The following is a 12,073-nucleotide window of genomic DNA, read 5'->3' as shown; positions in this document are numbered from 1 at the left end:
TACCGGGTGTACCGCGCCCACGACGTTGGTCGCGGCCAGCGGTAGGACCGGCACCGACGCGGCTTGACCCTCACGCCGCGTAAGGCCCCAGGGTGGGGTGCATGAGTGACTACTACGACGCTTTCGAGATCAGTCCCGTGCCCGATCCCGGCCCGGACGCGGTGGCGCCGGAGCCGTTCCGGGGCATCTACGGGATGCCCGCGTTCGTGACGATTCCCACGAGCGACCTGGCGGCGTCGGTGGACTTCTGGACTCGTGGTCTCGGCTTCTTCGAGTTGTTCAGCATCCCCGGCACGCTCGTGCACCTGCGCCGGTGGGCGTTCCAGGACGTACTCCTCCGCTCGGCGGAGAGCGTTCCGGCGCAGCCACCAGCGATGAGTTTCAGCTTCTCGGGCGTGCTCAGCCAGATCGATCCCCTCGTCGAGGCGTGTCGTGCGTTGCGCCCGGACTCGGTCGACGGCCCCCGGGACACCCCCTGGAACACCCGCGACGTGGAGGTGATCACCCCCGAGAACGCCCGGATCGTCTTCACCGCGGCGAAGCCCTTCGACCCGGCCAGCCAGGAGGCGCGGAACCTTGCAGCCATCGGGATCACCCCACCGGGCGGTCGCGGCGACAATGAGGAGCATGCCTGATGCCACCGACGCCGATGGCCTGACCGTCGGCCAGGTCTCGACGCGGCTGGGCGTGACGGTCCGCGCGCTGCACCACTGGGATGGCATCGGTCTGGCGCGACCGTCGCTGCGCACGACTGCCGGCTACCGGCTCTACACCGCCGCCGATCTGGAACGCCTGCACCGCATCCTCGTCTACCGGGAGATCGGCCTCGGCCTGGACAGCATCCGGGCCGTCCTGGACGACTCGGCCGCAGACGTGCCCGGCGCACTGCGCGCGCAGCGCATCCAGGTCGCCCAGCGGATCGACCGCCTCCAGCAACTCAGCGCCGGCCTGGATCGCATGATCGACGCCCACGAGCGCGGCCTGCTGCTGACCGTCGAGCAGCAGGCCGCGATCTTCGGCCCCCAGTGGGACCCGGACCGGCACGCCCAGGCCCGTCACCGCTACGGAGACACGACGCAATGGCAGCAGTACGCCGAACGCGCAGCCTCTCGCGGCCCGGAGGAATGGCAGGCCGTCGCCGACACCGTTGCCGACCTCGACCGTGCCCTCGGCGACGCGATGGACGCCGGGGTCACCCCTGGCAGCCCGGAGGCGAACCGACTCGTCGAGCGGCACCGCGAGGTCTTCTCCGCGTACTTTCCCCTCACCAGGCAGATGCAGGTCTGTCTCGGCCGCAGGTACGAGGCCGATCCGGCATTCGCCGCCCACTACGACGGCATCCGTCCCGGCCTCACCACGTGGTTCCGGCAGAGCATCGACGCCAGCGCACGCGCCCACGGCATCGACCCCGACACCGCCACCTGGCAGTAGAGCGCGGGTCCGGAGGCCCGCCAGGCGGCCGGCTGCGATCGCCCCCGTGACCGGGTACAACTAGGCTCTGCGGTCGTGAACGCACCCCGCATCGCCGCGCCCGTGACCGGCGCCGCCAGCCGGTTCTTCACCGGCGTGGGCCTGCTCCTGCGCGGCCTCGGCCTCTACGTCCGCAGCCCCGGGCTGATGCTGCTCGGCGTCATCCCGGCGTTGATCTCGGGTGTGCTCTTCGTGGCCGCGTTCGCCACCCTGGCGTACTTCGTCGAGGACCTGGCCGCGCTGGTCACGCCGTTCGCCGACGACTGGTCGACCACTTGGCGCAGCCTCATGCGGGTGGTCGCCGGGCTGGCCTTCCTCGGCCTCGGCGGCCTGCTCGCGGTGGTCAGCTTCACGGCCGTCACCCTGGTCATCGGCGACCCGTTCTACGAGAAGATCTCCGAACGCGTCGAGGAACGCCTCGGCGGCACGCCGAACGCCGTCGACGTGCCGTTCTGGCCGTCGCTGCGGCGCAGCCTCGCCGACTCCGTACGGCTGGTGGGCCTGTCGATCCTCTTCGGCATCCCGCTCTTCGCCGCCGGGTTCATCCCGGTGGTCGGCCAGACCGTGGTGCCGGTCATCGGCGCGGCGGTCGGTGGCTGGCTGCTCGCCGTGGAGCTGGTCGGCGCCCCCTTCTACCGGCGCGGGATGCGGCTGCCGGAGCGGCGGGCGCACCTCAAGGCGGACCGGCCGACCACGCTCGGCTTCGGCGTGGCGGTCTTCGTCTGCTTCCTGATCCCGCTCGGCGCGGTGCTCGTCATGCCGGCCGCCGTCGCCGGGGCGACCCTGCTGGCCCGCCGCTCGCTCGGCCAGTCCGTCACGGAGGGCTGACGTGGAGATCACCCTGGTCGGGGGCGACATCACGACGCAGCGGGTGGACGTGATCGTCAACGCCGCCAACTCGTCGCTGCTCGGCGGCGGGGGAGTGGACGGCGCCATCCACCGGCGGGGCGGGCCGGCCATCCTCGACGAGTGCCGGGCGCTGCGCGCCTCCCGGTACGGCCGGGGCCTGCCGACCGGCCAGGCGGTGGCCACCACCGCGGGCGACCTGCCGGCGCGCTGGGTGGTGCACACGGTCGGGCCGGTCTGGTCGACCGACGAGGACCGCTCGCCGCTGCTGCGCGACTGCTACGCGAACAGCCTGCGGGTCGCCGACGAGCTGGGCGCTACGAGCGTGGCGTTCCCGCTGATCTCGGCCGGCGTCTACGGCTGGCCGGTCGAGGACGCCGTCCGGCAGGCCCTGTCGGTGCTCGGCTCGGCCACCCCGGCGCACGTCACCGAGGCCCGGCTGGTGCTCTTCGGCGCCGAGACCCTGGCGGTCGCCCAGCGGGTGCGGGCCGCCGGCTGAGCGCACGCGCTCCAACTCCGCGCGACCCCGAGCCGGACCGTCAGGCGAGCTCGCGCAGGCAGGACCAGCTCGAACCGACCGGGCGGTAGCCGAGCCCGACGTTGACCGCCAGCATCGGCGCGTTCGCCTCGTCGTTCGAGGTGTAGGCGACGCGTACCCCGTTGGCTGCGGCGCGGTGCAGCGCCGCCGTCTTGACTAGGCGGGCCAGCCCGCGCCCCCGGTGCGCCGGCAGCGTGCCGGTGTAGTCCGACCACATCCGGTCGCCGTCGCGCTTGACGAGGCTGAACGACACGATCTCGCCGCCGACCTCGGCCACCGTGCTGGCCGCCCGGTCCAGGCCAGGGTTGTCCCAGACCTCGGAGCGCCAGGTCTCGTAGCTGATCGAGTCGCCGGGCACGTCCTCCGGCTCGTCGGCCGCCGCCGCCACCTCGGCCAGGTGGACCCGGCGCGGCTCGACGTCGGTCAGCGGCAGCAGCCGTACGCCCGACGGCGGTTGCGGCATCGGCGGGGCCGGCCGCAGGTCCAGCGCCGAGTAGCGCAGCTCCCGGCTCGGCGTGAACCCGTGCCGGCGGGCGAACGGCAGCGACTCCGGCAACGCCCAGGTACGCACCCGGCGCGCCCCGATGTCGCGCAGATGCCCCAGCGCGGCGGTCAGCAGCGCGGTGCCGGCGCCACGCCCCCGGTGCTCCGGGTGCACGTGCAGGGTGGAGACCTCGCCGACGTCGGGCTCGGAGGTCCGGTCGTTGCGGTACGCCGACACCCAGCCGACCACGGTGTCGTCCACCTCGACGACGTACGCGGTCCACTGCTCGCCGGGCGGGGGCTGGGCGATCATCTGCCGGGTCGACTCGACGCCGCGCACCAGGTAGGGGTGCACGAGCGCGCGCAGTGCCACCACGGCGGGCGCGTCGTCGGGACGGGCGGTCCGGATCCGCATGTCAGCCCTCCCCGCGTACGGCGGCGACGGCCTCGACCTCGACGAGCTGGTCGGAGTAGCCCAACACGGCCACCCCGAGCAGGGTGCTGGGCGGGTCGTGGTCGCCGAACGCGTCGCGGACCACCTCCCACACGGCCACCAGGTCTTCCTGGCGGGACGACGCCACGTACACCGTGGTCTTGACGACGTCGGTGAGTCGGGCCCCGGCCGCCGCGAGGGCGGTCTCCAGGTTGGCCATCACCTGCCGGGCCTGGTTGACGGGGTCGCCGGGCGCGACGGTCCGGCCCTCGGCGTCGAGCGGGCAGGCGCCGGCGGTGTGCACGAGCCGGGCCGGCGGCTCGACCGTCGCCGCGTACGCGTACTCGGCGACGTCGGAGAGGGCGGGTACGCGGATCAGGTTCACGGTCACCCGCGCGACGCTACCGGCGCCCGCGCAGCGCCTCCACGGATTAACTCCGGCACTCGTCGGGAGGTGTCAGGAGGGGGCCCTTCCCATACAGGAAACGTCAACAGGGTGCCCTTCCTTACACCTCAGGCCGACTCGCGGACGATCAGCTCGGTGGGGAGCACCAGGGATTCGATCGCCTCGCCGGCGGCCAGCCGCAGCAGCAGCCGGGTCATCTGCCGGCCCAGCTGCACGATGGGCTGCCGGACGGTGGTCAGCGGCGGCTCGGTGTACGCCGCCGTCTCGATGTCGTCGAAACCGATGACCGCCACGTCGTCCGGCACCCGCCTTCCCGCCTCGCGCAGCGCCCGCAGGGCGGCGTGCGCCATCAGGTCGGAGGCGGCGAAGACGGCGTCCAGGTCGGGGTGCTCGGCGAGGAGCTGCCGCATCGCCGTCGCCCCGGACTCGCGGGTGAAGTCGCCGGTCGCCACCAGCTCCGGCAGGCCGGCCTCGGCGACCGTGTTGCGGTAGCCGGCGAGGCGCTCGATGCCGGCCACCATGTCCTGCGGGCCGGCGATGGTGGCGATGCGGCGGCGTCCGCTGTCGAGCAGGTGCCGTACCGCCGTGGCCACCCCGCCGACGTGGTCGACGTCGACGTAGGGCACGTCGGCGCCGTCGAGGGGGCGACCGCTGCACACGACCGGGATGCCCAGCCGGGCGAGCCGGCCGGGCAGCGGGTCCTCGCCGTGCAGCGAGGCGAAGAGCACCCCGTCGACGTGTCGCCCGGTCGTGTAGCGCTCGACCCGGTCGTGCCCGGCGGGCGAGCCGGCCAGCATCAGCACGAGCTGCTTGTCGGCCGCCTCCAGCTCCTGCGCCGCGCCCCGGATGATCCCGGGGAAGACCTGGTCGTCGGAGAAGACCCGGGTGGCGGCCTCCGGCAGTACCAGGGCGATCGAGTCGGTCCGCTGGGTGACCAGGCTGCGGGCGGCCAGGTTCGGCACGTACCCCAGCTCGGCCACCGCCCGGCGGACCGCGTCCCGGATGGGCTCGGCGACCGTCGTGGAGCCGTTCACCACCCGGGACACGGTTGCCCGCGAGACGCCCGCCCGCCGGGCAACCGCTTCCAGTGTCGGCCGCTGCGCCGTCGTCATCCCCGTTACCACCCTCGTCACAGCCCGTTCCGGGAGATCACCTCCTGGTACCACCGGGCGCTGGACTTCGGTGTGCGTCGCTGCGTCAGGTAGTCGACGTGGATGATCCCGAACCGTCGACGGTAGCCCTCGGCCCACTCGAAGTTGTCCAGCAACGACCATACGAGATAGCCCCGGAGGTCCACGCCCCGGGAGATCGCCTCGTGCACGGCGCGCAGGTGCCCGTCGAGGTAGGCGATGCGGTCCGCGTCCAGCACCTGCCCGGCACCGTCGGCGTCGGCCTTGTCGGGGAACGCCGCGCCGTTCTCGGTGACCATCAGCGGCACGCCGGGGTAGTCCGTGGCGAGGCGTTCCAGCAGCCGGGTCAGCCCGGCCGGTTCGATCATCCACCCCATGTCGGTCAGCGGCCCGGTCGGCGGGAGGAACTCCACCGCGCCGTCGGTGCCCGGGTAGGCGCTGCCGCCCCCGCCGTCCGGCCGTCCGGCGACGTAGGTGGGGGCGTAGTAGTTGACGCCGAGCAGGTCGATCGGGGCGGCGATCAGCTTCTCGTCGCCGTCGCGGATGAACGTCGGTTCGACGATGCGGGCCACGTGCTCCAGCACGTCGTCGGGGTAGGCCGCGCGCAGCAGCGGGTCGAGGAAGATCCGGTTGTGCAGGCCGTCGACGAGGCGGACCGCCGCCGCGTCCGCGGCGCTGTCCGGGTCGGCCGCGCGTACGTCGGCCGGGTTGACCGTGATCCCGACGGTCTGCGCGCCGGCCGCGCGCAGCGCGCGGGCCGCCAGGCCGTGCCCGAGCAGCAGATGGTGTACGGCGGTGAAGGCCGCGCCCGCGTCCTGCTCGCCGGGGGCGTGCACCCCGTTGCCGTAGCCGAGGTAGGCCGAGCACCACGGCTCGTTGAGGGTCGTCCAGGTGCGGATCCGGTCGCCGAGCCGGGTGTGCACCGCCGTGGCGTACGTGGCGAAGTGCTCGGCCGTCTCGCGGTTGGTCCAGCCGCCCCGGTCCTCAAGCGCCTGCGGCAGGTCCCAGTGGTAGAGGGTGACGATCGGGTCGATGCCCCGGGCCAGCAGCGTGTCGGTCAGCCGGTCGTAGAAGTCCAGGCCGCGCGGGTTGACCGGGCCGGTGCCGTCCGGCTGGATCCGGGGCCAGGCCACCGAGAAGCGGTACGCCTTCAGCCCCAGCTCCGCCATCAGCGCCACGTCGTCGGCGTACCGGTGGTAGTGGTCGCAGGCGACGTCGCCGGTGTGGCCGTGGTGGACCTTGCCGGGCGTACGGCTGAAGGTGTCCCAGATCGACGGGCCGCGACCGTCGTCGGTGGCCGCCCCCTCGATCTGGTACGCGGCGGTGGCCGCCCCCCAGACGAAGTTGTCGGGGAATCGCAGAGTGCTCACGCCTTGACCGCACCTTCCATGATGCCGCCGATGATCTGGCGGCCGAACAGGACGAAGACCAGTAACAGCGGGAGGGTGGCGATGGCCGTTCCCGTGAACACCTGGGACATGTCCGTGTAGTACCCGTCGGACAGCGTGCGCAGGGCGAGCTGCACGGTCGGGTTCTCCGGGTCGTTGAGGACAGCGTACGGCCACAGGAAGTCGTTCCAGGTGGTCATGAACGTGAGCAGCCCCAGCACGGCGGCGGCCGGGCGCAGTGCCGGCAGCACGACGTTCCAGTAGATCCGCGCGGTGTTGCAGCCGTCCACCCGGGCCGCCTCGATCAGCTCGTTGCTGACCGCCTGGCCCGCGTACTGCCGCATCATGAACACCCCGAAGCCCGTGACCAGGGCCGGTACGATCACCGCCGGCAGCCGGTCGTTCCAGTTGAGCTTCGTCATCAGCAGGTAGAGCGGGATGACGCCGAGCTGGGTGGGCACCATCATCGTCGCGATGATCACCATGAGCAGCGCGTTGCGCCCCCGGAACCGCAGCTTGGCGAAGGCGAACCCGGCCAGCGTGGAGAAGAAGACCACCGAGACGGTGACCGTGACCGCCACGATCGCCGAGTTGACCAGGCCGGCGACGAAGTACGCGTCGGTGTTGTTCAGCAGCCGGGACACGTTCGCGCCGAAGTTGCCGCCGGGGGTGACCGGTGGTGGCAGCTGGCCCATCGCGTCGTTGGAGCGGCTCGCCACCACGAACATCCAGTAGATCGGGAAGATCGACAGGACCCCGGCGGCGATCAGCGCGGCGTAGGTGAGCCGGCTGGCGGCCCAGAGGCGGGTCATCGCGCTCCCTCCTTCGACTTCGCGTCCTCCTTCGGCGGCTTCGCGCCGCCGAGCCGGCGCAGGAGCAGCACGTTGATCGCCGCGACGAGCGCGATCAGGGCGAAGAGCAGCCACGCCACCGCCGAGCCGTAGCCGAAGTTGTAGTGGGGCGCGAAGGCGTTCTCGAACATGTACATGGTCACGGTCTGCGACTCCCGTAGCGTTCCGCCCCGGATCGGGTTGGTTCCGGAGTGGAACAGCCGGGGCTCGGTGAAGAGCTGGAGCCCGCCGATGGTGGAGATGATGACGGTGAAGATGATCGTCGGCTTGAGCAGCGGCACGGTGATGGACCAGAACTGGCGCGCCCGGCCGGCCCCGTCGATGGCGGCCGACTCGTACAGGTCGCGCGGGATGGCCTGCATCGCGGCCAGGAAGATCAGCGCGTTGTAGCCGGTCCACCGCCAGTCGACCATCGTGGAGATGGCCACCCAGGACGCGAACCGGTTCGACTTCCACTCGATCGCGTCGATCCCGACCAGGTCGAGGAGCCAGTTGACCATGCCGAACTCGCGGCCGAAGAGCACCCCGAAGACGATCGCGACCGCCGCCGTCGACGTGATGTTCGGGATCAGCACCGCCATCCGGAACGTCGTCCGGGCCCGCAGTTGCCGGTTGAGCAGGTTGGCCAGCCAGAGCGCGGCCAGCAGCTGCGGGACGGTGGAGATGACGAAGATGCCGAGGGTGTTGACGACGGAGTGCCAGAAGTCGGGGTCCTCCAGCAGCCGGCTGTAGTTCTCCAGCCCGACGAACGGGTGGTTGCTGCCGAGCAGGTCCCAGTCGTGCAGGGAGACCCAGAACGTGTAGATCAGCGGGTACGCCCCGAACACCCCGAAGAGCACGAAGAACGGGGCGATGAACAGGTAGGGCGAGTACTTCGTGTCGAGGCGGCTGAACCGCATCGCCGGTGTGCGTCGACCGGTGCGGGGCGCCGGTGCGACCGGCGGGCGCGGGTCGAGCTGGACGGTCATGCCCGGACCACTCCTTTCCCGGGTGCGGGCGGGACCGGCGCCCCCCGGCGCCCTCCGCCCGCACTCCGGCTCGGGCTACTTGGCGGCGGCCTTCTTCGCGTTGTTGACCGCGTCCGTCCAGCCCTGATCGGGCTTGCGCTGACCCAGTTCCACCGTCCGGACGGCGTTCTCGACCTCGGTGCGGACGGCCTGGTTCTTCGGCCCCATGTAGACGGGCTTCAGCGTCTTGGCGCCCTCGCCGAAGATCTGCCCGACGGGGGCGTCGGAGAAGTACGCGTTCTTGGCGTCGACGATCGCGGGGTCGGCCAGCGCCTGCGGCGAGGAGGGCAGCGGGCCCTTGGCCTTGAACGCCCCGATCTGGCCCTTGGCGCTGGTCAGGAACTTCGCCAGCTCGATGGCCTCGGCGCGGTGCTTGCTCTGGGTCGGCACGGCGAGCCACGAGCCGCCCCAGTTGCCGCCGTTGCCGGGCACCCGGGCGATGTCCCACTTGCCCTTGGCCTCGGCGCCGGCGTTGCCCTCGATGACGCCCGTCATCCAGGCCGGGCAGGCGATGGTGGCGAACTTGGCCTGCTTGAAGGCAGACACCCACTCCTCGGACCAGGAGCCGTACTTGCCGGAGAGGCCGGAGTCGATGATGTCCATGGTGGTGTCCCAGGCCTGCCGGACCGCCGGGTTGCTGTCCACCACCAGGTTTCCGCTGGTGTCGTAGTAGTGGTAGCCCTGCGCGTTGCCGGCCGTCTGGAGCACGATCGTGTTGAAGATGTTGGTCGCGGCGTCCAGGAACGCGGCGCCGGTGTTCTTCGCCTTGAACTGCTCACCGACCTTGACGTAGTCCTGCCAGGTCGGCCAGAGCTTCGACACGGACTCGCGGTCGGTGGGCAGGCCGGCCTTGGCGAACAGGTCCGTGCGGTAGCACATGGCCATGCCGCCGACGTCGGTGCCCAGGCCGATCAGCTTGCCGTCCTGGGTCATCCCGCCCTTCCACTTCCACTCCAGGAAGTTGCCCTGGAGCTCGGCTCCGCCGTGGTCGAGCAGGTTGACGAAGTTGTCGGGGTTGGCCTTGTACTCGACCATCAACCCCTCTTCGATGGCGACGACGTCGCCCGCGCCCTTGCCGGCGGCGAGCCACTGGGTCAGCTTCGGCGAGTAGTCGTCGAGGTTGGTGCCCGTGCCACGCTCGACGATCTTCACGTTCGGGTGGCTGGCCATGTACTCCTTGTAGAGCTCTTCATAGCCGAACTGGCTGAACACGTCCACGGTCAACGTGATCTTGCCGTCCTCGGCGGGTTCGTCGCCGGCGCAGCCGGCGGTGGCGAACAGCGCGGTGGCGGCGACGAGGGCCACCGCCGCCAGGCGGCGGCGCGGAAAGACACCCATATCGGTCGGACCCCTCTCAGGTCGTCTGAGGTGGTGAGGCAGGTGGTGGAGCAGAGCTGAGAGAGCGCTCTCACGACAGGGTGGTGGTTGGTCCGGTCCGGTGTCAAGAGAGCGCTCTCTCCTGGTTGTCGATCGAGACCGGACGCAAAGAGAGTGGCCGCCTGTGCCGGGCGGCCACTCTCGTCGTACGTTGCGGTGGGACTGCGCGGAGCCCTCGGGGCCCGGCTCCGCGCGGCGGTGGATCAGCCGACGCGGAGGCCCTCCAGCAGGGCCCGGTCGCCGGCCACGTCCAGCGTGTCGAGGCCGACCCGGCCCCAGAGCGCCAGCAGCAGGTCGCTCGCGGTGCCGCTGACCTGCGCCCGCGCGTGGTGGTCGTCATGGTCGAAGATGGTGGCCGTGTCGAGCAGCGCCACGCCCTCGCCGCGCAGCCGCAGGAACCACTCCTGACCGGCGTCGACCGCGGAGATCTGCACCACCCCGCGCCACTGGCCGGCCGTGCGGCGCCGACCGGCCGGCAGCCAGGTGTCCAGGATCTCGCTCACCCCGTCGGCGGCGAGCTTCGCCTCGACCGGCTCGCCCGCCGCGATGGCGAGCTGGGCGTCCCACCGGTGCACCGCGGTCTCGTGCGCCATCCGGCGCGGCCAGAAGCCCGCCTTCTTCGGCTGCGGCGCCCAGTTCCACGCCGGGGCCTCCGGGTCGAGGCCGTCGAAGAGGGTCATCAGCTGGTCGTACGCCTGCTGCCAGAGCTGGAGCGGGGCGACGCCCGGCTCCAGCTCGACCGGCTCGGACCTGCCGGGCGACGGGGTGGCCGCGCCGGTGCCCGCGAACGAGTGCACCCAGCGGTAGATGGAGGTGAGGTGCAGGGTCAGGTCGGCGACCGTCCAGCCGGGACAGGACAGCACCGGTGTCTCCGGCGGGGCTTCCGCCACGGCGGCGGCGAACGCCGGGCCCTCCGCCCGGAGCGCTCCCAACCAGAAGTCCTTCGTTGCGTGCAGTCTGCTCATCGCCATCCTCCCGGGGGTGACCGGGCCACCAGTGGGCGCCACGGCTACCCCTCAGCCTAGGGTGAAAGGCGTGTCAGACGTCTACGCCCAGCCGACAACCGGAACCGAACCCGCCACGACGTGCGACCTGGCGCGATACACCACCCTACGCCTGGGCGGTCCCGCCGGCCGTGTCGTCGCCGGCACCGACGCCGACGCGATCGTGCGGGCCGTGCGGGAGGCGGCCGGGCGCGACGAGCAGGTCCTGCTCCTCGCCGGGGGCAGCAACGTCGTGATCGGGGACGCCGGCTTCCCCGGCACCGTCGTCCTGGTGCGCTCCCGGGGCGTGCGGGTGGTCGCCGAGGACACCGACACCGTCACCGTACGCGTCGAGGCCGGCGAGCCCTGGGACGAGCTGGTCGCCACCACCGTCGCCAACGGCTGGTCCGGCCTGGAGTGCCTCTCCGGCATCCCCGGCTCGACCGGCGCCACCCCCATCCAGAACGTCGGCGCGTACGGCCAGGAGGTCGCCGAGACCATCCTCGGCGTCGAAGTCCACGACCGGGTCGAGGGGACCGTCGGGCGGATCGACGCCGCCGACTGCGGGTTCGCGTACCGGTCCAGCATCTTCAAGTACAGCGACCGCTGGGTGGTGCTCTCCGTCGACTTCCGGCTCGCCCGCTCGCCGCTGTCCGGCCCCGTGCGCTACGCGGAACTGGCCCGGGCGCTCGGCGTACAGGTGGGGGACCGGGTGCCGCTGGCCGACGCCCGGGCCACGGTCCTGCGGCTGCGCGCCGGCAAGGGCATGGTGCTCGACGCGACCGACCCGGACACCCGCTCGGTCGGCTCGTTCTTCACCAACCCCGTGCTGGACGCCGCCGCGTACGAGCTGCTGCGCGAGCGCGCCGCCGACCTCGGCGAGCCGCCGTCATGGCCCTGCCCCGGGGACATGGTCAAGGTCAGCGCCGCCTGGCTGATCGACCGGGCCGGCTTCGGCAAGGGCCACGCGGGGCCGGAGGGCGTCGCCATCTCCAGCAAGCACACCCTCGCCCTGACCAACCGCAGCGGCACCGCCAGCACCGCGTCCCTGGTCGAGCTGGCCCGGGAGATCCGCGACGGCGTCCACGACCGCTTCGGCGTGACCCTGCACCCCGAACCGATCCTCATCAACTGCACCATCTGACCCGCCGCCGGGCAGCC

Annotated in this window: 13 protein-coding genes; 5 read left to right on the top strand and 8 right to left on the bottom strand. The window is 71.9% G+C overall.

All coding sequences use genetic code 11. From position 1 onward, the window contains the following. Positions 1-101 precede the first annotated feature (101 nt). From AC0OO9_RS11880 to AC0OO9_RS11865, 4 genes are all read left to right on the top strand, one after another. Complete coding sequence (locus AC0OO9_RS11880; protein WP_484517269.1) at positions 102-635, top strand: VOC family protein; 534 nt, start codon at positions 102-104, stop codon at positions 633-635. Further along, positions 628-1,431: a MerR family transcriptional regulator gene (locus AC0OO9_RS11875; protein ID WP_484517268.1), complete on the top strand. Its 804-nt coding sequence runs from the start codon at positions 628-630 to the stop codon at positions 1,429-1,431. The genes AC0OO9_RS11880 and AC0OO9_RS11875 overlap by 8 nt, the downstream gene beginning before the upstream one ends. Before the next feature lie 75 nt (positions 1,432-1,506). Next, entirely contained in the window at positions 1,507-2,298 is a 792-nt protein-coding gene (locus AC0OO9_RS11870) for an EI24 domain-containing protein (RefSeq protein WP_484517267.1), read from the top strand. Position 2,299: 1 nt separating this feature from the next. Continuing rightward, on the top strand, positions 2,300-2,815 hold the full coding sequence (locus AC0OO9_RS11865) for an O-acetyl-ADP-ribose deacetylase (RefSeq protein ID WP_484517266.1): 516 nt from the start codon (positions 2,300-2,302) through the stop codon (positions 2,813-2,815). A gap of 40 nt (positions 2,816-2,855) precedes the next feature. On the opposite strand, the gene AC0OO9_RS11860 is transcribed toward AC0OO9_RS11865, so the two are convergent. From AC0OO9_RS11860 to AC0OO9_RS11825, 8 genes are all read right to left on the bottom strand, one after another. After that, a complete protein-coding gene (locus AC0OO9_RS11860; RefSeq protein ID WP_484517265.1) occupies positions 2,856-3,752 on the bottom strand; it encodes a GNAT family N-acetyltransferase in 897 nt (298 codons plus the stop codon). Position 3,753: 1 nt separating this feature from the next. Further along, positions 3,754-4,155 (bottom strand): RidA family protein, encoded by a 402-nt coding sequence (locus AC0OO9_RS11855; protein WP_484517924.1) that lies wholly within the window; start codon positions 4,153-4,155, stop codon positions 3,754-3,756. A 128-nt stretch (positions 4,156-4,283) separates the two neighbouring features. Then, on the bottom strand, positions 4,284-5,288 hold the full coding sequence (locus AC0OO9_RS11850; RefSeq protein ID WP_484517264.1) for a LacI family DNA-binding transcriptional regulator: 1,005 nt from the start codon (positions 5,286-5,288) through the stop codon (positions 4,284-4,286). Between the two features lie 17 nt (positions 5,289-5,305). After that, entirely contained in the window at positions 5,306-6,676 is a 1,371-nt protein-coding gene (locus AC0OO9_RS11845) for a GH1 family beta-glucosidase (RefSeq protein ID WP_484517263.1), read from the bottom strand. After that, positions 6,673-7,506 (bottom strand): carbohydrate ABC transporter permease, encoded by an 834-nt coding sequence (locus AC0OO9_RS11840; RefSeq protein WP_132230775.1) that lies wholly within the window; start codon positions 7,504-7,506, stop codon positions 6,673-6,675. Before AC0OO9_RS11840 ends, AC0OO9_RS11845 begins: the two co-directional genes overlap by 4 nt. After that, positions 7,503-8,513 carry a carbohydrate ABC transporter permease gene (locus AC0OO9_RS11835; RefSeq protein ID WP_484517262.1) on the bottom strand — a complete coding sequence of 337 codons (1,011 nt, stop codon included), beginning with the start codon at positions 8,511-8,513 and terminating at the stop codon, positions 7,503-7,505. The genes AC0OO9_RS11840 and AC0OO9_RS11835 overlap by 4 nt, the downstream gene beginning before the upstream one ends. 75 nt (positions 8,514-8,588) lie before the next feature. After that, positions 8,589-9,890, bottom strand: a complete 1,302-nt coding sequence (locus AC0OO9_RS11830) for an ABC transporter substrate-binding protein (RefSeq protein ID WP_484517261.1) — start codon at positions 9,888-9,890, stop codon at positions 8,589-8,591. Between the two features lie 242 nt (positions 9,891-10,132). After that, positions 10,133-10,894, bottom strand: coding sequence for a maleylpyruvate isomerase family mycothiol-dependent enzyme (locus tag AC0OO9_RS11825; RefSeq protein WP_484517260.1), 762 nt, complete (start codon positions 10,892-10,894; stop codon positions 10,133-10,135). A 70-nt stretch (positions 10,895-10,964) separates the two neighbouring features. Here AC0OO9_RS11825 and AC0OO9_RS11820 point away from each other — a divergent pair, with 70 nt between their 5' ends. Next, on the top strand, positions 10,965-12,056 hold the full coding sequence (locus AC0OO9_RS11820; RefSeq protein WP_484517259.1) for a UDP-N-acetylmuramate dehydrogenase: 1,092 nt from the start codon (positions 10,965-10,967) through the stop codon (positions 12,054-12,056). Positions 12,057-12,073: the final 17 nt, after the last annotated feature.

This window comes from Micromonospora sp. USAFONa4, assembly GCF_057197825.1.
The sequence above is the reverse complement of the archived record's forward strand: the minus strand, read 5'-3'. Positions and strand labels throughout refer to the sequence as shown.

Coding starts and splice junctions, on each gene's coding strand:
- AC0OO9_RS11880 (WP_484517269.1), top strand. CDS start 102: ATGAGTGACTACTACGACGCTTTCGAGATCAGTCCCGTGCCCGATCCC.
- AC0OO9_RS11875 (WP_484517268.1), top strand. CDS start 628: ATGCCTGATGCCACCGACGCCGATGGCCTGACCGTCGGCCAGGTCTCG.
- AC0OO9_RS11860 (WP_484517265.1), bottom strand. CDS start 3,752: ATGCGGATCCGGACCGCCCGTCCCGACGACGCGCCCGCCGTGGTGGCA.
- AC0OO9_RS11850 (WP_484517264.1), bottom strand. CDS start 5,288: ATGACGACGGCGCAGCGGCCGACACTGGAAGCGGTTGCCCGGCGGGCG.
- AC0OO9_RS11840 (WP_132230775.1), bottom strand. CDS start 7,506: ATGACCCGCCTCTGGGCCGCCAGCCGGCTCACCTACGCCGCGCTGATC.
- AC0OO9_RS11835 (WP_484517262.1), bottom strand. CDS start 8,513: ATGACCGTCCAGCTCGACCCGCGCCCGCCGGTCGCACCGGCGCCCCGC.
- AC0OO9_RS11830 (WP_484517261.1), bottom strand. CDS start 9,890: ATGGGTGTCTTTCCGCGCCGCCGCCTGGCGGCGGTGGCCCTCGTCGCC.
- AC0OO9_RS11825 (WP_484517260.1), bottom strand. CDS start 10,894: ATGAGCAGACTGCACGCAACGAAGGACTTCTGGTTGGGAGCGCTCCGG.